Source organism: Janthinobacterium sp. GMG2, from assembly GCF_033949445.1.
Lineage (GTDB): Bacteria > Pseudomonadota > Gammaproteobacteria > Burkholderiales > Burkholderiaceae_D > Janthinobacterium > Janthinobacterium aestuarii.
In genome coordinates this window covers 1,006,146-1,023,288 of the sequence record NZ_JAXAWA010000002.1, presented here as the reverse complement: position 1 = coordinate 1,023,288, position 17,143 = coordinate 1,006,146, and the positions used below count along the sequence as shown (strand labels likewise).

Here is a 17,143-nt window from a genome sequence, read left to right as displayed (position 1 = left end):
AAATTTCTAAAATGCAAACCAGTGTAAACTTTTTTATGCGGGATGGCTTGCCGCGCCGCCCGAGCAAGCTCAGGCGGCGTCCTTGCATCATAAGCGCTGAGTAGCTGCCGCTCCCGCACGCTTGCAAGTTGCAAGTATATAAAGGCAGGCTTTGATCACGCCACTGGCCTTTTGCCCAGTTTTTAAAACTTGTTCCAGTTGTTATGCCGGTGCTCCGTCGCTTCCTTCATCAGGTGGCCGGCGCGCAGGGCGTCGTCGGCTTGCACCGTCATGGCCAGTTCCTGGATGGCGGGCGGGTATTCGTGGTGGGCCGCTTCTTCCAGCAGCGCATGGCCCTTGGCCGGGTCGCGCGGCACGCCGCGGCCTTCGCGGTAGGCGTTGTACAGCAAAAACATGGCGTGTGGATTGCCCAGTTCGCTGGATCTGGCCAGCCAGCGCGCCGCCTCGCTTTGATCTTTGGGCACGCCTTCGCCATTCGCCGCCAGCAGGCCCAGCATCAGGGCCGCCTTCGCATGGCCTTGTTGCGCCGCTTGCCGGTACCACAGCCAGGCTTGGCCGGGCGTGGCCGCGCGCAGCATCTGGCCCAGCTCGAAGGCCGCTTCCGTGTCGCCCGCGCGGGCCGCCTGTTCGAACAGGCTCAAGGCTTCGGCGCGGCGCTCGGGCCGGGCCTGGTAAATCAGCGCCAGTTCGCGTTCGGCGACGGGCATGTCCTTGCTGGCCCAGCTGCGTACACGGCGTTCGGCCTGGTGGTCGCCTGCCTGGCGCGCATGCATGGCGACGGCTTCGATCTCGGCCGCCGTGGGCGGTGGCGACGACTGGCAGGCGGTCAAGAACGTTGCCAGCACGACGGCGGGCAGGGAGAGTGGATGTTTCATCTGGATCAGCTTTCATCAAGACAGGCCGGAACCGCCGCGGTTCCGGCCATGGACCTTATTTGCTCAGGTCGATGCGGTACTTGGCGAAACCGCTGGCGTCGAGTCCGCCTTCGGCCGCCACGTTGGTGATGCCGCTGCCTTGCGCCAGCGCCAGATGGCCCGGCGCCGAGCGCAGGATCACGGGACCGGCCGTGGCCGTCTTGACGAAGCTCCAGCTGCGCGCACTGCCATTGGCCGCCAGGGTCACCTTGCCGCCCTTGGTGCTCAGCGACGCCAGGTAGTTGCTGACCACGGCCTGGTTCGCATCGGGCGACTTGATGATGGTTTTGCTGCCGTCGATGCCGGGCACGGCGCCGCCGCCACCGGCGCGGTAGTCGTTGGTGGCAACGATGAAGTCATCGCCGTCGGCCACGGGCGCGCCCTTGTACGTGAGGTTGACGATGCGGCTGCCCGGCTTTTTCGTCACGTCGATCTGGTACGTCAGCGCATTGTTTTCCGCGTAGAACACGTCATAGTTATAGATCGTGCCATACGACGGCACCAGATCCTGCTCGGCGTTGCTGGCGGGGTCGATCTGGGCAAATTGCTTGGCCGACGTTTCCAGCCACGCCTTCAAGTCCGAGCCCTTGATCTTGACGGCTTGCAGGTTGTTATTGCTGTACAAATACAAGTCGCCCGGATTGCGCACTTGCAAGCCGACCGGTGCGGCCGGCGTCGCGCCCGCGGCCACGTCCGTGAAGTCGGACGGCCCGTTGCGGCCCGCCTTGAACGGCGCGCTGCACGAAATCACGGGGATATTCTTGTAGCTGGCCAAGGTGGCGTCCGTGCTGGTGGCGATGAAGTTCTTCACATAGTCGAGCTGCGCCTGGTTCACCAGCTGGATGGCGCTCACGTCGCCCACCAGCGCAAAATAGGCCGACATCTCGAAATCCGTGCTGATGCCCAGCGGCTGCTTGGCGTAGGCGATGGTGGCCGCGTGCTCGGTGGCAACGAGAGGCGCGATGGCCGGATCGGCTTTCACGAGAGTCGTGCCATCCGTGTACTTGAAGCCGCGCGATTCCACCGTCGTCTTGGCCGGCTGCACTACCCACTTGCCGCTTTGATACACCATCGTCAGCTTGATGATGCCCAGGCGGCGGCCCCAGCTTTGCGCCATGACGGTTGGCACGCCGTTCACAAAGCCGTTGACGGCGTCGATCTTCGCGCTGGCGGGGAAGGCGGCAAACGAGGCGTCCAGCGCGGCCGCGCCCGTCTCTTTACCTTTCGGGAAGATCAGGTGCGAATGGCCGATCATCAGCGCGTCGATGCCCGTGGTGGTCAAATGATAGCTGCCGTTTTCCATCTTCGGGCTGTAGGCGCTCGTGTCCAGGCCGCCATGCGACAGGGCCACGACGAGGTCGGCGCCCTTGCTGCGCAATTCCGGCACGTACTGTTTCGCCGCTTCCTGCACGCCCGTCACGCTGACCTTGCCAGCGAGCACTTTCTGATCCCATTCGAGGATTTGCGGCGGTACAAAGCTCAGCACGCCCACATTGATTTTGACGGTCAGCTTGCTGCCATCGGGCGCCGTGGCGGCGAAATCGCGGGGCAGCAAAGTGTAGGGCTGGAAGATGGGCTTGCCGCTGGACACGCCGACGACATTGCTCAGCACGGAAGGGAAGGCGGGCGCGCCACACGTGCCTGTCGGCTTGGCCACGCCGGGAATGCCGAAATCCGTGTTGGTGATCTGGCTCAGGTAAGGCAAGCCGTAGTTGAACTCATGGTTGCCCATGCCGCCCGCATCGTATTTCAGCGCGTTCATGGCTTTATGCACGGCCAGGGTGCCGCTGCACGGCACGGGCGCGGCAACGGCCTGCAGGTCGGCCAGCAAGGTGCCCTGAATGACGTCGCCATCGTCGAGCAGCACATTGTTCGGATTTTCCGCGCGCGCCGCCTGGATCAGGGTCGACGTGCGTTCCAGGCCCAGGCTCGTGTCTTCGGCCAGCGCATAATAGTTATAGCTCAAGACGTTCGAGTGGATATCGGTGGTTTCCAGCAATGCCACGGTGACCGTCGTGCCTTCGGGAATGGCCGGCGCCGTGTTTGAACTGCCGTTGCAAGCAACGAGACCCGCACTTGCCAGCGCCGCCAGCATGACCCTATTTGTTTTCATTACCGCCCTCGCAGAGATTCAAAGGACGCGACTGTAACGCCGCCATGTGACGCGGCGATGACAGTCGTGCAAGGCGCATGGATACAGGCTTACGTGCAGCCGGCCACGGCCTTGGCCAGCCAAGCCGCATCGACGGGCCCCAGGCGCCGCGTGCAGATCCGATGTTGAGAAGTCAGGATCACTGTGTACGGCAAGCCCTTGATTTTATTGCCAAAAATGGGCAGCAAGGCGGGTGAGGCCAGGGCTTGGGGATAGCTGGCCCGGTGCTGTCGCAGGAACGCTTGCGCGGCCGCCCGCGTGTCGATGGCGATGCCGATGAAGGGAAGTTTCGGCTGCTTGGCGGCGTGGGCATGCAATATCGGCAACTCCCGGATGCAGGGCAGGCAGTTGCTGGCCCAGAAGTTCAGCACCACTGGCTGGTTCTCGAACTGGCTGAGTTTCAGCCGGCCATCGCCATCGAGCCGGGCCAAGTCGAAGGATAGCGGCGCGGCAGCCGCATGGCCGGCCAGCAACAGCAATAGCGCCGGCCAGCGCGTCATTGCGGCACCACGGCCGCGTCCGTCATGCGGTAATACAGGCCCATGGGATCGCTGGCCAGCACTTTCAGCTTGCCTTGCACGATGAACGGCGCATAGCTGAATTTCACGGGCGTGCGGCTTTTGATCTCCACCACGCCTTCCGGACCGGCCGGCAGGCAAAAGGGGCAACTGGCCGAGGTGACGGTCAGCAGGAAGTGTTTCTGCTTTTGGCCTGGTTCCAAGGGCATCATGAAGCCTTGCACTTTCACGTCCGTATTGTCGAGCGCGCTGATTTCCGGCGTGTATTTCGGTACCATGCGGCCTTTTTTCGCCTTGATCGTGGTGGCCTTGCCCAGCAGTTTCCACGACACGACGCCGGGCAAGTCCGTCAAGGGAGCGAAAAACGACGGTGGTTCGTCGGCGGGGGCGGCGAAGGCAGAGCCGGCCAGCAGCAGTCCAGCGCTCAATATCATGATGTTCAACATTTTTTTCCTTTCAGGAGCGCGCCAGGGTGGCGGCGATATCGGTGCGGTAGGCGCGTGCAGCGGGAATGGCGGCGGCCAGCAGTCCCACCGCCACGGCAATGACCGGCAGCCAAGCTTCACCGGGCGCGATGCGCCACGCTTGCAGATTCAGTTGCTGCATCGATTCCAGCAAGCCAACACCGGCATGGCCCAGCAGCCAGCCTAGCGCCGCGCCCGTCAATGACAGCAGCAAGCCTTGCGCCAGCAGCAAACGCAGCAGTTTGCCGGGCGAGGCGCCCAGGGTGCGCAGGATGGCCAGGTCCGTCTTGCGCTCTTCCAGCGCGCCATACAGCGCCACGAACAGCGACAGGGCCGCCACCAGCAGCACGCCGGCGGCAATCGCCCGCAGCACGGCGATGCCCACGCCCAGCAAATTGAATAGCCGTGCCGCCTCGAAAGCGGGCTGGGCCGCCTGCAAGCGCGGCTGGCTATTGACCCAGCGCGGCAGGCTGATGGCGGCCAGGGGCGATGCGTATTGCACCAGCACGGCCGTCAATTCGCGCTGGGGCGCAGTTGCCGCTGGTTCATCCGGGTCCGTTTCGTGCACCCGCCACACGGAAGCGACGGGCGTGACGATCAATCGGTCGAGCACGGTGCCCGTGGGCGCCAAAATGCCCGTTACCGTGTAGGGCGCGTGCTCGTGCACTTCGCCGCCGGAAGCCAGGCCGTGCGAGCCGGCAAAGCGGGCGCCGAGGGTGGCGCCTGTTTCACGGGCCGCCTGGGCGCCGAACACGGCTTGCATCGGTTGCGCGAACAACTTTCCTTGCGCCAGCTGCGCGCCGTAATGGTCGAGCAGCGCCGTGGTGCTGCCGACGATGCGCACACCGTGGAAATTGTCGCCCAGCGCGAGCGGGATCGCCGATTGCACCAGCGGCTGCGCGGCCAGCGCAGCCAGCGCGCTGTCGGGGATGTTACCGGTGGGAATATCGGCGTGATACACGGACGACAGGATCAGTTGCAAGGGCGAGCCCTTGGCGCCCACCACGAGGTCGATGCCTTGCGCGTCGCGTTCGGCGTGTTCTTCCAGCTGGCTGGATACGCCAAGGATGAACGTCATCATGGCGATGCCGATGGCCACCAGCAGCAGATTCAGGCTGGACGCCAGCGGCTTGTGGCGCAGGGCGCGCCAGGCGAGGGTGGCCGCGTTCATGCCGCCACTCTGGAGCTGGAGCGGGGCAGGCGCAGCACGAGCGCATCGGGCATGGCGGCCAGCACCCTGGCGTCGTGGCTGGCAATCACCAGCGAGGCGCCAACTTGCTCAGCCTGGCTGGCCAGCAGGTGCACGACGGCGGTGCAGGCGGCGTCGTCGAGGTTGGCCGTCGGCTCGTCGGCCAGGATCAGCCGCGGGCGCATGACAATGGCGCGCGCGATGGCGGTCCGCTGGCGTTCGCCGCCGCTCAAAGCATATGGGTAGGTATCGAGCTTGTTGGCCAGGCCCAACTGGCCCAGCAAGCTGGCCGCGCGGGCCGGATCGGGCCGCTGCCCGCTGGCGTAGGCGGGCAGCAAGACATTGTCGAGCACGTTCAAGCTGGGCACCAGCGCCAGTTGCTGGGGCAGCAAGCCGATGGTGCGGCCGCGCCAGCTGTCGCGCTGGCGCGGCGTGAGGCCGGGCAGGGACTTGCCCGCCACGTCGAGGCGGCCCGCCTGGGGCGCCAGGATGCCCGCCAGCAAATGCAACAAAGTCGATTTGCCGGAGCCGGACGGCCCCAGCAGCAGTGCGTGCTGCCCGACGGGCAAGTGGAAGGCGTCGATATCGAGCACGGGGCTGGCATGGTCATAGCCATAGGTCAAAGAGGCGAGGTGGAGCATGGAATTCTTTCGGAAGTCAGGCCGGCAAAGATTGGCGCACAAATGCAACTGAGCTGCATTATAATTCAAACGCAATAGACTTGCATTTAAAATCCAAGGTCCATTGCCTCTTTAATTGCTCATCCGAAAGATACCCATGGCCCAGCGCAAACTCCCCGTCACCGTCCTGTCCGGCTTTCTCGGCGCCGGCAAGACCACCTTGCTCAACCACATACTGCGCAACCGCGAAGGCAAGCGCGTGGCTGTCATCGTCAATGACATGAGCGACGTCAATATCGACGCCTCGCTTGTCAGGGATGGCGCCGCAGCGGCCGGCGCGGCCCTGTCGCGCACGGAAGAAAAACTCGTGGAAATGTCGAACGGCTGCATCTGCTGCACCCTGCGCGACGATCTGTTGCTGGAAGTGCGGCGCCTGGCCGCGGAAGACCGCTTCGATTATTTGCTGATCGAATCGACGGGCGTGGGCGAGCCGATGCCCGTCGCCGCCACCTTCGACTTCGAGGACGAGCACGGCGACAGCCTGAACGACGTGGCGCAGATCGACTGCATGGTCACCGTGGTCGACTGCGCCAACCTGCTCAACGATTTCCACAGCGAAGACAGCCTGGAGCAGCGGGGCGAGACGGCGGGCGAGGGCGACGACCGCCAGCTGGCCAACTTGCTGACGGAACAGATCGAATTTGCCAATGTCATCGTCCTCAACAAGGTCGACATGGTCAATGCGGCCGAGCGCCTGCGCGTGCTGGCCGTCATCAAGGCTTTGAATCCCGGCGCGCGCATCATCGAAACCAACCAGTCCGTCGTGCCGCTCGACGCCATCCTGGGTACGAATCTGTTCAACCTGGAGCAGGCGGCCAGCATGCCGGGCTGGGCGCAGGAATTGGCCGGCATCCACACGCCGGAAACGGACACCTATGGCATCAGCAGTTTTGTGTATCGCGCGAAAGAGCCGTTCCACGCGCAGCGCCTGCATGACTACATTGCCCAGCCGATCAAGGGCGTGGTGCGCAGCAAGGGATATTTCTGGCTGGCCAGCCGCCCCGAATGGGTAGCCAGCCTGTCCGGCGCGGGCAAGCTGATGAATATCGAACCCGTGGGCCTGTGGTGGGCGTCCGTGCCGAAGGAGCGCTGGCCAACGGATGCGGCCTCGCTGGCGGAAGTTAAAGCGGGCTGGAACGAGACATATGGCGACCGCTACCAGGAACTCGTCTTCATCGGCCAGGACATGGACCAGGCCGCGATCGAGGCGGACTTGAAGAAATGTCAACTCAACTACACGGAAACGCGCCAGGGCATGGCCGCCTGGCGCAAGCTGCCCGACCCGTTCCCGCAATGGCAGCGCATGGAAGAACTCGAAGATTAACCACCGACAGGAAAGCACTATGACAGAACTGATCCCCGTTACCATCATCACGGGTTTTCTCGGCAGCGGGAAAACCACCTTGCTCAAGCGCATATTGCAGGGCGATCACGGCGTGCGCATCGCCGTGATCGAAAACGAATTCGCCGCCGAAAGCATTGACCATGGCTTGCTGGTGCAAGATAGCGACGAGCAGATCGTGGAAATGAACAATGGCTGCATCTGCTGCAGCGTGCGCGGCGACTTGATCCGCATCCTCGGTGAACTGCAGGCCAGGCGCGCGGCAGGAACCATTGCCTTCGACCACGTGATCATCGAAACGACGGGCCTGGCCGCGCCCGGGCCCGTGGCGCAAACTTTCTTTGCGGAGCCCTCCGTCAGCGAGTACTACATGCTCGACGCCATCCTGACGGTGGTCGATGCGCGCCACGCGCAGCAGCAATTGACGGCGCACAAGGAAGCGCAGGAGCAGGTGGGCTTTGCCGACCGCATCCTGTTGTCGAAGACGGACCTGGTCAGCAAGGACGAGCTGGCCGCGTTGCGCCAGCGCCTGGTCGCCATCAATGGCCGCGCCAGCATACAGAAAGTGCGCTTTGGCAATGTGCCGCTGCGCGACATCCTGAATATTCGCGGTTTCAACTTGAACGCCATCGTCGAGCTGGAGCCGGATTTCCTGGGAGAACTGGGACACCGCCATGGCGACGGCGTGCAATCATTCGTCTATCATCAGTCCCAGCCCCTCGATCTGCTGCAGGTGGAAAATTTTCTCGATGCTGTGGTGCAGCTGTTCGGCACCCAGCTGATGCGCTACAAGGGGATTTTGTATGTTGCCGACCTGGATTGCCGCGCCGTGTTCCAGGGCGTGCACATGCTGATGGGCTCGGAGCTGGGCGCGCCGTGGCGCGACGGCGAGACGCGCGCCAGCAAGATCATCTTTATTGGCCACGACTTGCCGCAGGATATGCTGATACGCGGCCTGGACCGTTGCGTGACGGCCAGCGTAAGCGAGGTGGCGGCATGAGCGTGGAAGCGGGCTTGCCCGCCCTGGCTCTGATTTTCCTGCTCGGCATGCGGCATGGGCTGGAACCCGATCACCTGGCCGCCGTCGATGGCTTGACCTTGCGCAGCCAGGCCGCAGCGCCGCGCTGGGCGCCGTGGATGGGCGCGCTGTTTGCGCTGGGCCATGGCGTCACCGTGCTGGCCATCGTCGCTGTCGCCGCCGTCGCGTCGCAGCAATTTACACCGTCGGAGGCAGTATTCGGCTGGCTGGAATGGCTGCCCATTGCCTTGCTATTGCTCATCGCCGGCATGAATGCGCGCAGCTTGCTGGCCGGCGAGCAACTGGCCGAGGTGCGCGGCCGGCTGCTGCCGCGGGCGCTGCGGGGCGCTTCGGGACCGCTCGCCGCCATCCTCGTCGGCATGCTGTTCGCGCTCGTGTTCGACACGGCCCTGCAGGCGGCCGCCTGGGGTTACGCGGCCGTCGCGCTGGGCGGCATGCAGCCGGCCTTGCTCACAGGCACGGTGTTCGCCGTGGGCATGGGCGTGACCGATACCTTCGATGGCTGGGTCACGGCGAAAGTCATGCGCACGGGCCAGGCAGACATCGTGCGCGCCTTCCGCCGCCGCCTGGGCTGGCCCATCGTCGCCATCTGCATGGCGATGGCTGGATACATGGCGGCCGGCAAGCTTGACTCCGAGTGGTCGCTGCCGGAAAGCTGGACGGCGGCCCTGGGAGCGGCCATGGTGCTGCTGATGGCCACCCTGTACGGCTGGACTTTGCTGGGTTTGCGCCGCGTGCGTGCCTGAGCTGGAGGCGTGGGTATAATGGGAAAAAACTGCCGGATTCCACCATGCCCGCACCCGATATCGTCATCCGCCTGCTGACGCCAGCCGACACCACCGCCTTTTGCGCGCTGCGCCTGCGCGCCATCCTCGATTCGCCCAGCTCGTTTTCTTCATCGCGCGAGGACGAGCTGGCGCGCACGCCGGAAGAACATGCGCAGCGCATTGCCGGCGGCGCCTTTCAGCGCGGTTTTGGTGCCTTCGATGGCGAACGTCTCGTCGGTTTTGCCGGATTGCAGCGCGAAAGGATGCGCCAGTTGTCGCACAAGGCCTTGCTGTGGGGCGTGTTTGTCGACGTGACGCAGCGGGGCAAGGGCGTGGCGCGGCGGCTTGTCAACGCCTGCATCGAACAGGCCGAACGCGACCCTGCCATCATGCAAGTGCACTTGAGCGTGAATGCGGAAAACAATGCCGCCTTGCGGCTGTATGAATCGCTGGGATTTATCGCGTATGGCACGGAGCCGCGCTCGATGCGCGTCGGTGAGCTGTTCTATGACGAGCATCACCTGGCCTTGCTGCTGAAGTGATACCGCTATTTGCAGCGCGGGCACAGGCCCTTGATCAGGTAATCGACTTCGCCGCCGCTGAAGCCTTCCGGCAAGAGCACGGGCGGCGGCAGCTTGACTTCGTTGAAGCAGGTGACGTTCGCGCATTTGGTGCACTGGAAATGCGCGTGCTCGTGCGCCTGATGGCCGGCGCCCGCGCTGAAGCGCCACACCTGGTCGGCGCCCGCGATGCGGTGCACGAGTTCATTTTCCGTCAGCCATTCCAGCACCCGGTACAGGGTGACGGAATCGATATCGCTGTCCTGCGACAGCGCCTGCTGGATTTCATGGTGGGTCAGCGAACGGCTTTGCGCCATTAAAAAGTCGAGCACCTTCACGCGCGTCTTGGTGACGCGGGCGTTGGTGTTGCGGATCAGCGATTCGGCTTGCGGTGTAGAAGATGATGTCAACATGATAGGCCTGCTTGCGGGGGATCGGCTGGCGGCGTCATCGCCGTGCCCGTTGCCACCCTCTGGGCCGTATCTTAGCATGCGTGCCGCACCGGATGGAACGGCGTCACGGTTTGAACGTCCAATAGCGGCCGGCCGCCGTGTCGACGGGGTCGAGAAAGCGCTGGTCGGCGCGCGCATGGTTGCGTATCAGATAAAACATGTCGGACAGGGCGGAGCGCTTTTCCGCGAAATACGTGTGTTTCATGAAACTCGTGTCGACCCCGGTGGCGTCGATGGTTTCCACGCCCGCCACGATCAGCATGCCCGCGCCGCTGTCGCCCGCGCGCGCGTAGCCGTGCACGGCCTTCGAGGCGGCCAGAGCCAGGTCTTGCGATGAGGCATATAACGTGACGGGGTTGCGCGCGCCGGCCAGTTTCGGCGCGATATCGTGCTTGAAGATGGCCGCGTCGATATCGGGTGCGGACAGGATGATTTCCGTGATCTTTTGCGCCAGCTGCGGCTGCGCGGCCAGCAAGTCGGCCACGGCCCGCGCCAGGCCACGGCTGCCCATGCTGTGGCCCACCAGATAGACTTGCGCCGCCTCCGTGCTGGCGAGAAAGTCGGCCAGGAAGGCCGTCATGTGGGGCGTGCTCCATTCGATATTGTTTTCATCGATGGTGTAGCCGGCCACGCCGCCGCGCGACGGCCAGCTGTAGAACACGGGCGCGCCATCGAAACCGAGGTCGTAGGCCATCTGTCCCGTGCGCCGCGCCGCATCCTCGAAACTCACGTTGTAGCCGTGCACGAAGAGAAAGGCGCTTTTATCGGCCGAGGCGCGGATCTGGGTTTTGAGTGCGGCAAAGAAGTTGTCGCGGTCCTGCACCTCGGCGGACAGCACCACCACGTGCTTGGCCGGGTCGTCGCGAAATTCCAGGCGCCACAGCGACGGCGATTCCAGCTGGCCCATGCGGTGGTCGCGGGGGATGCTGATGTCGCAGCTGCCATAGCTGAGCGGGCCATTGCCGCCCAGGATGTTGCGTTCGCCGCTGAAGCGCTGGGCCGGCGGCTTGCCCACGTCGCGCTGGCGGTCCGTGGCGAAATATACTTTGACTACAGCATAATTCGACACGACGGCGCTTTTATCGGCCGGGGCGGGCGCCGCTTCCACGTCGGGTGCCTGGGGCAAAGGCCGCTGCACCGCATCGAGCAAGCCTTGCGCGGCAAACAGGGTTTCCATGTCGTCCGGCACTTTGGCGCTGGACAGGGCGGCCGACAGGGCCAGTTGCAGCTGGGTATTGGCAGGCTCGGCTTCCAGCGCGGCGATGGCGGCCAGGATGGCGGCGGCGCTGTCGAACTTGGCGATGGCCTGCTTGAGCCGCTCATAGTGGCTGGCGACGGCTTCGGGCGCATGGCCGGGCGCGCCATGCCCGATGGCCGCCACGACGGCGGAAGTGATCAAGTCCATGCGCTACCTGCCTTTCAGGTCAATCTGGATTAAATATCAACCCATATTGCCATAAAAGCACGCGAAAAGCGACTTGTCCAGCACCGCGCGCAGGCGGTGCGCGGCAGATCAATGCTGCTTGTCGTCGCTGAACTGCTGCGCCAAGGATTGCAGCGGCGCCACGGTCAGGCCCCCGCGGCTCACGTGCTCGGGAATGGCCACGCGCACGGGCTTGCTGTGCATATTGGCAGACGACAGCACGTTCGTCGTCGTCTCGGGCGCCGCGTTCCACACGGGATCGACGATGCCTTCGAACACCTGTTTCAATTGTTCGCCCCAGGTGTCGCGGATCATGCGGAAATACTGGTTCTTTTCGTCAATGGTGACGAAGCGCGTGACGGCCAGGCTGCCCGTCTCGTAGACAAGCAGGTCGAGCGGCAAACCGACGGAAATATTCGAGCGCAAGGTCGAATCCATGGAGATCAGCGCGCACTTGGCCGCCTCGTCCAGGCGCGTGAACGGATTGATGACGCGGTCGATGATGGGCTTGCCATATTTCGCTTCGCCGATCTGGAAATACGTGTTTTCATCGTGCGATTCGATGAAGTTGCCGGCCGAATACACCTGGAACAATCGGCAGCGCTCGGCGCCTATCTGTCCGCCTAATATGATGCTGACATTGAAATCGATGCCGCAGTCGGCCAGGGCCTTCGCTTCGCGCAGGTGCACGGTGCGCACGGCTTCGCCCACGATACGGGCCGCATCGTACATGCTGGCCACGTTCCAGATGCTGCGGCCATCCGCGTCCACGTGTTCCGAGACGATCTGTCGGATCGCCTGCGAGATCGATAAATTACCGGCGGTCATCAGGACCAGCATGCGGTCGCCCGGGTTTTCAAACACGCTCATCTTGCGGAAGGTGCCCACCTGGTCCACGCCGGCATTGGTGCGGGAGTCGGACAGGAAGACCAGGCCTTCGTTCAGGCGCATGCCTATGCAATAAGTCATCGTCGTAAATCAAATCAAAAGGGGAAGCATTTTACACCAGCCGGGCCCGGCATACCGCTGGCAAGGCCCGGCCAGCCTCATTCCTGCCTGTTTACACGGGCACGATCTGCACATCGACTCTTAAGGTTTCCGTGCCGCCCCCCTGGCGCACGCCGCGCACGGGGGCCGCCGAATCGTAATCGCGCCCGATGGCCAGGCGGCAATACGCATCCGTCATCAGCCGTGCATGCGTGACGTCGATGCTGACCCAGCCCGCGAAATCCCTGTCTTCGGCCCATGCGTCGACCCAGGCATGGCTGGCCGCATGGCCCGTCGTGCCCGGATCGATATAGCCGGACACATAGCGGGCCGGGATGCCCCAGGCGTGGCAGCAGGCCAGGAACAGGTGGGCGTGATCCTGGCATACGCCGCGTCCCAGGGCCAGCGCGTCGCCGGCCGTGGTGGTGACCATGGTGGCGCCGCTTTCATACGCGACCTTGCCGACGATGTGCTCGGCCAGTCGCAGCAGATGGCCCGTGCCCGCCGTCACGCTCCGGTCCGGCAGGCTGGCGGCCGCCAGGTCGAGAATGGCGGGATCGGCCTGCGTTAGCGGCGTCGGCATGGTAAACAACAGGGGCGACAAGGTGTCGATCAGGTTCAGCCGTCCCTTGTGCGGGTAGATGGTTTCCACCACGCCATGCGCCACCAGGCTCAGGGAGTGATGGCTGCCGTTAATCGTCAGCATGTGCGACAAGTTGCCGTAGGCATCCGTGTAGGCGTGGCACTGGCCCGGCGTCGTGATTTGCCAGGACAGGGCCCGCTGCTGCGGCTCGATACGCGGCGTCAGGTGCAGCTGCTGGATGGTGTAGGCCAGCGGCGCACTGTAGGCGTAATGGGTTTCGTGGCGGATGGTGAGCTGCATCAGGCCGCCAAGGGAACGAGGAAGTCGCGGCTGACCCGGTTGCCCAAGTCATAGATGTTTTCCAGAAACTCCGTCAGAGTCAGGTGCAAGCCCGCCTTCATGATGTCGTCGATATGGCCGAATTTCAGTTCTGCGTGCAATTTGCCCGCAAACCGTTCCGTATCAGCCGACACATCGTTGCGGATATGCTTGAGGTTTTCCACCACGTCATCCATGCAGGCCAGGAGCGACCTGGGCATGTCGCCGCGCAGCATCAGCAATTCCGCCACCCGTGCCGGGGTGATCACATCGCGGTAGACCTTGCGGTAGATCTCGAAGCCGGACACGGAGCGCAGCAGGGCCGCCCAGTAGTAAAAATCGCGCTGGGTGATGTCTTTCGACGTGTCGCGCGCGCCGTGGAATTTCACGTCGAGGATGCGCGCCGTGTTGTCGGCCCGCTCGAGGAAGGTGCCCAGGCGAATGAAATGGATGGCCTCATCCTTGAGCATGGTGCCCAGGGTCACGCCGCGCGACAGGTGCGAACGGTACTTGACCCACTCGAAGAACTGGCTGGGGTCCGTTTCCAGCAGATTGCTTTTCAAACGCTTCTGCATGTCGAGCCAGGTGGCGTTCTGGATTTCCCACACTTCCGTCGTCAAAGTCCCCCGCACGGCGCGGGCGTTTTCGCGCGCCCCCGTCAGACAGGCAAGGATGGACGACGGATTGTTCGGGTCGCGCACCATGAAGTCGAGCACGTCGCGCGTATGAAAACGGCCATATTTGTGGTCGTACGCGCTTTGCAGCTCGGAAATACCCAGGGTGGCGCGCCAGCCTTGCTCCGCGTCCTGTTCGGACTGGGGCAGCATCGACGTCTGCATGTTAACGTCGAGCATGCGCGCCGTGTTTTCCGCCCGCTCCGTGTAGCGGGCCATCCAGAACAAATGATCGGCGGTGCGGCTCAGCATGTTTTCTCTCCTGCAAAAGCGGAAGTGGCTTCCAGTACCCAGGTATCCTTGGTGCCGCCCCCTTGCGAGGAGTTGACCACGAGCGAGCCTTCGCCGAGCGCCACGCGGGTCAGGCCGCCGGGCACCATGGAAATCGTCTTGCCGGACAGCACGAACGGGCGCAAATCGATATGGCGCGGCGCGATGCCGGCCTCGACATACGTGGGGCAGGCGGACAGGGCCAGTGTAGGCTGGGCGATGTAGCCGCCCGGATTGGCCAGCAGGCGCTGGCGGAAGTCCTCGATCTGCGCGGCGCTCGAAGCCGGCCCCACCAGCATGCCGTAGCCGCCCGCGCCATGCACTTCCTTGACGACGAGTTGCGCCAGGTTCGCCAGCACGTAGGACAAGTCGGCGCTCTTGCGGCACTGGTACGTGGGCACGTTGTTGAGTATCGGCTCCTGCGACAGATAGAACTTGATCATGTCGGGCACGAACGGGTAGATCGACTTGTCGTCGGCCACGCCCGTACCGATGGCGTTGGCCAGGGTCACCCGGCCGGCGCGGTAGACGGACAGCAGGCCCGGCACGCCCAGGGACGAGTCCGAGCGGAAAGCCAGCGGGTCGAGGAAATCGTCGTCCACGCGGCGGTAGATCACGTCGACTCGCTTGGGGCCGCGCGTCGTGCGCATGTACACCGAGTTGTCGTTGACGAACAGATCCTTGCCTTCCACCAGTTCCACGCCCATCTGCTGGGCCAGGAATGCATGTTCGAAATAGGCGGAGTTGTACATGCCCGGCGTCATGACGACGACCGTGGGGTCATCGACGCCCATGGGCGCGACCGAGCGCAAGTTGTCGAGCAGCATGTCCGGGTAATGGTCGACGGGGGCGATGCGGTTGCGGGCGAACAGTTCCGGGAACAGCCGCATCATCATCTTGCGGTCTTCCAGCATGTAGGACACGCCGGAGGGCACGCGCAGGTTGTCTTCCAGCACATAGAATTCGCCCTGTCCGGCCCGCACGATGTCGACGCCGGCGATGTGGGCGTAAATGTCGGAGGCGACGGAAATACCCTGCATTTCCGGGCGGTACTGGGCATTCTTGTAGATTTGCTCGGCAGGAATGATGCCCGCCTTGATGATGTTTTGCTCATGATAAATATCATGGATGAACATGTTCAAAGCTTGCACGCGCTGCACCAGGCCCGTCTGCATCTGTGCCCATTCGGCGGCGGGAATGATACGCGGGATGGTGTCGAACGGAATCAGGCGTTCCGTGCCGGCATCGTCGCCGTAGACGGCGAACGTGATGCCGACCCGGCGGAACGTCAGGTCGGCTTCGGCCCGCTTGCGGGCGATGGTCTCGGGGGATTGCTGCTCCAGCCAGTTGCTGAATTCACGATAGTGTTCACGTACCTTGCTGTCCGTACCCACTTCATTTGCAGTCATTTCATTGAAAAAATTTGCCATGTTGTGATTTCCCTTGAGCCGTGTCTGACTATAGCTCAGCAGAAATCGTGCCAGTGCCGCGCACCCGAAAGTATGTAAAAAATGACCATTTTTGTGGCGTAAAACCGTCATCCGCACCGTATTGGTGCGTTACTGCGCGGAAAATGCCGGTGTTGGGGCAGGTGGCGGCAAGGTCAGGCGTCCGGCGTGACGAAGGGCCGGCAATCGATGGGCAGGTCGATGGTAAACGTGGTGCCCGTTTCCGGCGCGCTGTCGACCAGCGCGCTGCCGCCGTGGCTTTCCGCCACGTTTTGCACGAAGGGCAGGCCGATGCCCCAGCCGGGCGCGCTGCCCTGGTGTTCGCGGCGCAGGTATTCGAAGATGCGCTCGGTCTGCTCCGGGGCGATGGTGCTGCCCGTGTTGTGCACGGTGAGTATCATGCGTTCGCGCAGGGTGTTGATGTGGATATGGATGGGGCCGTCGTCGCCATACTTGAGGGCGTTGCCCACGAGGTTTTCCAGGGCGCGGCGCAGCGAATTTTCGCACCACCAGCCGGTGACGGACGCGCCCGTGACTTGGCACTTGCCCGGATGGCCCGTATTCACGCTGTCGGCCACCTGCTGCGCCAGCGGCAGGATATCGAAGCGATGCAAGACCAGCGGCAGCTTTTGCCCCCGGTGGTAGCTGAGCGTATCGAGCAATTCCTGGATCATGTCGTCGAGGCGCTTGCCGTGTTCGATGATTTTCGACGCCAGGGCCGGCACGTCGAACTGCTGCGCGCGCCGCTGCAGCAGCTGGGCGCTGTTGAGCATGACGGAGAGGGGATTGCGCATGTCGTGCGACAGGCCGGCCGCGATGCGCCGCTGGAAGCTTTCATGCATGGCCGTAAATTCCAGGATGGCTTCGCGGATGCCCGTATCGATCGAGGCATTGATCACCTTCCAGTCGCGGCGCCGCAGCGGCACGCCCGCGTCGAGGGCCGCATCGGCGAAACAGTCGCGGAAGATCTGGTATTCCTGGATCACTTGCTCCGGGCCATAGCTGGTCATGCGCGCCCGTTCGTTGCCGTGCACGGCAGGGGCATTGGTATGGCTGGTGGCATTGTCGCGCGGATAGCCTGGCGTCAGCGCTTCGGCCAGGTTGTCGAAGAAGGCGGGCAAGGTATTGATCAAGATGGGTGTCAGCAAGGCATCGGCGCCGCGCACCTTGGCGCGCACCTCGTGTTCCCATTGCGTCAGCACGGCATCGCGCATGCTGAAGATGCGCCGCGTGCGCGCGGGCATGTCCAGTACATGCATTTTCTGGTCAGAGGCATAGGTCATCGCAGCTCCCCTTGGACAGCTCGGCATCCGCGCAGTGCAACGGCGGGAGCTAAAGTATCCTCCAATTCGGCGCGCGGGTG

General features: G+C 63.6%; 17 protein-coding genes. 4 read left to right on the top strand and 13 right to left on the bottom strand.

All coding sequences use genetic code 11. The annotated features are described in order from the left end of the window. Positions 1–182: 182 nt before the first annotated feature. The 6 genes from SKZ59_RS10735 to SKZ59_RS10710 form a co-directional block, all read right to left on the bottom strand. Complete coding sequence (locus SKZ59_RS10735) at positions 183–875, bottom strand: tetratricopeptide repeat protein (protein WP_319991701.1); 693 nt, start codon at positions 873–875, stop codon at positions 183–185. A gap of 55 nt (positions 876–930) precedes the next feature. Further along, the gene (locus SKZ59_RS10730; protein ID WP_319991700.1) at positions 931–3,027 is read right to left on the bottom strand and encodes a bifunctional 2',3'-cyclic-nucleotide 2'-phosphodiesterase/3'-nucleotidase; all 2,097 of its coding nucleotides are present in this window, start codon (positions 3,025–3,027) and stop codon (positions 931–933) included. 89 nt (positions 3,028–3,116) lie between these two features. After that, on the bottom strand, positions 3,117–3,566 hold the full coding sequence (locus tag SKZ59_RS10725) for a TlpA disulfide reductase family protein (RefSeq protein WP_319991699.1): 450 nt from the start codon (positions 3,564–3,566) through the stop codon (positions 3,117–3,119). Then, a complete protein-coding gene (locus tag SKZ59_RS10720) occupies positions 3,563–4,030 on the bottom strand; it encodes a DUF3299 domain-containing protein (RefSeq protein ID WP_319991698.1) in 468 nt (155 codons plus the stop codon). Before SKZ59_RS10720 ends, SKZ59_RS10725 begins: the two co-directional genes overlap by 4 nt. Positions 4,031–4,040: 10 nt before the next feature. Then, entirely contained in the window at positions 4,041–5,219 is a 1,179-nt protein-coding gene (locus SKZ59_RS10715) for an FtsX-like permease family protein (RefSeq protein ID WP_319991697.1), read from the bottom strand. Beyond that, positions 5,216–5,878, bottom strand: a complete 663-nt coding sequence (locus SKZ59_RS10710) for an ABC transporter ATP-binding protein (protein ID WP_319991696.1) — start codon at positions 5,876–5,878, stop codon at positions 5,216–5,218. The genes SKZ59_RS10715 and SKZ59_RS10710 overlap by 4 nt, the downstream gene beginning before the upstream one ends. A 136-nt stretch (positions 5,879–6,014) precedes the next feature. On the opposite strand from SKZ59_RS10710, the gene zigA reads away from it, so the two are divergent. Genes zigA through SKZ59_RS10690 form a run of 4 tightly spaced genes read left to right on the top strand, consistent with a single transcriptional unit; the run spans position 6,015 to position 9,607 of the window. Continuing rightward, positions 6,015–7,241, top strand: coding sequence for a zinc metallochaperone GTPase ZigA (gene zigA, locus SKZ59_RS10705; RefSeq protein ID WP_319991695.1), 1,227 nt, complete (start codon positions 6,015–6,017; stop codon positions 7,239–7,241). Between the two features lie 19 nt (positions 7,242–7,260). Continuing rightward, a complete protein-coding gene (locus tag SKZ59_RS10700; protein ID WP_319991694.1) occupies positions 7,261–8,259 on the top strand; it encodes a GTP-binding protein in 999 nt (332 codons plus the stop codon). Further along, positions 8,256–9,044, top strand: coding sequence for a hypothetical protein (locus tag SKZ59_RS10695; protein WP_219329105.1), 789 nt, complete (start codon positions 8,256–8,258; stop codon positions 9,042–9,044). The genes SKZ59_RS10700 and SKZ59_RS10695 overlap by 4 nt, the downstream gene beginning before the upstream one ends. 44 nt (positions 9,045–9,088) lie before the next feature. After that, positions 9,089–9,607, top strand: coding sequence for a GNAT family N-acetyltransferase (locus tag SKZ59_RS10690; RefSeq protein ID WP_319991693.1), 519 nt, complete (start codon positions 9,089–9,091; stop codon positions 9,605–9,607). Positions 9,608–9,612: 5 nt separating this feature from the next. On the opposite strand, the gene SKZ59_RS10685 is transcribed toward SKZ59_RS10690, so the two are convergent. From SKZ59_RS10685 to SKZ59_RS10655, 7 genes are all read right to left on the bottom strand, one after another. Next, a complete protein-coding gene (locus SKZ59_RS10685) occupies positions 9,613–10,038 on the bottom strand; it encodes a Fur family transcriptional regulator (protein ID WP_034787417.1) in 426 nt (141 codons plus the stop codon). A 103-nt stretch (positions 10,039–10,141) separates the two neighbouring features. After that, complete coding sequence (locus SKZ59_RS10680; protein ID WP_319991692.1) at positions 10,142–11,482, bottom strand: alpha/beta hydrolase; 1,341 nt, start codon at positions 11,480–11,482, stop codon at positions 10,142–10,144. A gap of 108 nt (positions 11,483–11,590) precedes the next feature. Next, positions 11,591–12,469, bottom strand: coding sequence for a peptidase (locus SKZ59_RS10675; protein ID WP_128141527.1), 879 nt, complete (start codon positions 12,467–12,469; stop codon positions 11,591–11,593). Between the two features lie 91 nt (positions 12,470–12,560). After that, complete coding sequence (locus SKZ59_RS10670; RefSeq protein WP_128141526.1) at positions 12,561–13,370, bottom strand: transglutaminase family protein; 810 nt, start codon at positions 13,368–13,370, stop codon at positions 12,561–12,563. Further along, complete coding sequence (locus SKZ59_RS10665) at positions 13,370–14,314, bottom strand: alpha-E domain-containing protein (RefSeq protein WP_034748325.1); 945 nt, start codon at positions 14,312–14,314, stop codon at positions 13,370–13,372. Before SKZ59_RS10665 ends, SKZ59_RS10670 begins: the two co-directional genes overlap by 1 nt. Continuing rightward, positions 14,308–15,762 carry a circularly permuted type 2 ATP-grasp protein gene (locus SKZ59_RS10660; RefSeq protein WP_046685220.1) on the bottom strand — a complete coding sequence of 485 codons (1,455 nt, stop codon included), beginning with the start codon at positions 15,760–15,762 and terminating at the stop codon, positions 14,308–14,310. Before SKZ59_RS10660 ends, SKZ59_RS10665 begins: the two co-directional genes overlap by 7 nt. A 173-nt stretch (positions 15,763–15,935) precedes the next feature. After that, positions 15,936–17,063 carry a HAMP domain-containing sensor histidine kinase gene (locus tag SKZ59_RS10655; protein ID WP_319991691.1) on the bottom strand — a complete coding sequence of 376 codons (1,128 nt, stop codon included), beginning with the start codon at positions 17,061–17,063 and terminating at the stop codon, positions 15,936–15,938. Positions 17,064–17,143 lie beyond the last annotated feature (80 nt).